Origin of the sequence: Citrobacter sp. JGM124 (assembly GCF_018257795.1) — a bacterium.
Classification (GTDB): Bacteria; Pseudomonadota; Gammaproteobacteria; order Enterobacterales; family Enterobacteriaceae; genus JGM124.
The window spans coordinates 1-1,053 of the sequence record NZ_JAERJD010000035.1 but is presented as its reverse complement, the minus strand read 5'-3'; the positions used below and the strand labels follow the sequence as shown (position 1 = coordinate 1,053).

Annotated in this window: 2 protein-coding genes; both read left to right on the top strand. The window is 52.6% G+C overall.

Features of this window, described 5'->3' with window-relative positions; all coding sequences use genetic code 11:
• Window positions 1–648 (top strand): PAAR domain-containing protein (locus JK154_RS17790; RefSeq protein ID WP_249215998.1); only part of this gene is annotated, 648 nt, incomplete at its 5' end.
• Between the two features lie 69 nt (window positions 649–717).
• The coding region (locus JK154_RS17785; protein ID WP_249215997.1) for an S-type pyocin domain-containing protein at window positions 718–1,053 on the top strand (336 nt) is incomplete at its 3' end.

Genomic DNA, 1,053 nt, shown 5'->3' with positions numbered 1-1,053 from the left:
ATCAGTTCACTGGGGCAGGGTACCTCTAATTTTGGTCTGGGGATAGTGCGTAAGGGGGATCACACCACCACCTGTCCCAAGTGTGGTAAGCGTGGCCTGATCACAACGGGTGAAGAAAAAGCCCTGTATGGTGGAAAAGCTGCCGCCGTAGACAGGTCGCTGGTTAAATGTGGTTGCCCGGAAGGAACGAATAAAATCATAGCGCCTGCCGATCAGTGGTTGGGTAATGGTCCCTCACCTGAACAGATTGCGAAGGAAAAATATGCGGCAATGCTGCTGGTCCGTAAAGCTGAAAAAGAAGCCGAAGAGAAGCGGCTGACAGAAGAACGTGACCGCAATCGAGTATTCGCCAAGTCCTGCCTGCGTGGTGAGGGCTGTAATGATGCGGGGGAAGAGCGGGAGCCTCACACCAATTTCTCCTCAATGGCATTTTATCAGGCGATTCCTCCTGTTGATCCTGCATCAGATAATGATGTGGCTCAGCATGCCCAGACTGCCAAGAAAAAGAAACCAGTCGATGACATTCCAGAACCCAAGAAGCGAAGTACCCTGTATAAATGGTGGAATGGCAATCATGAGGAAATGGACTATCAGGCCGCAAAAGCGGCTGCAGCCAGTGCTGCTAATGCTCAGATGGCGGTCGAGTGAGCCAGTGTTCTGGGACTGGTTGGCGGCAGTGCTATTACGTCAGGAACATGGGCAGTAAAACTGGGTGAGATGGCAACCGGAGCGGGAAGAATAGCCGCCTCAGGTCCCGGTGCTCCCCTCGCAGCCATCGTGATGGGAATGATGCCCGGCAGGCTCAATGACGGTGAGCAGGATTTTATTGACCGCATGAGACTTGAGCAAATGAGTGAAGCACCAAGCCGGGTGCGTTATACATGGGAAGAAGATGATGAAGGTCATCCGGTTCCTCATGGCTGGCATACTCCACCGGGCAGGGATAAGGTGCGAGTGCGTAAAATGGAGTGGGATAATAGCCGAAAAGCCTATACGTTCCTCACAGAGGAAGATCCGCGTATAACGATTATCTGGACACCCGACAGTTCAGGT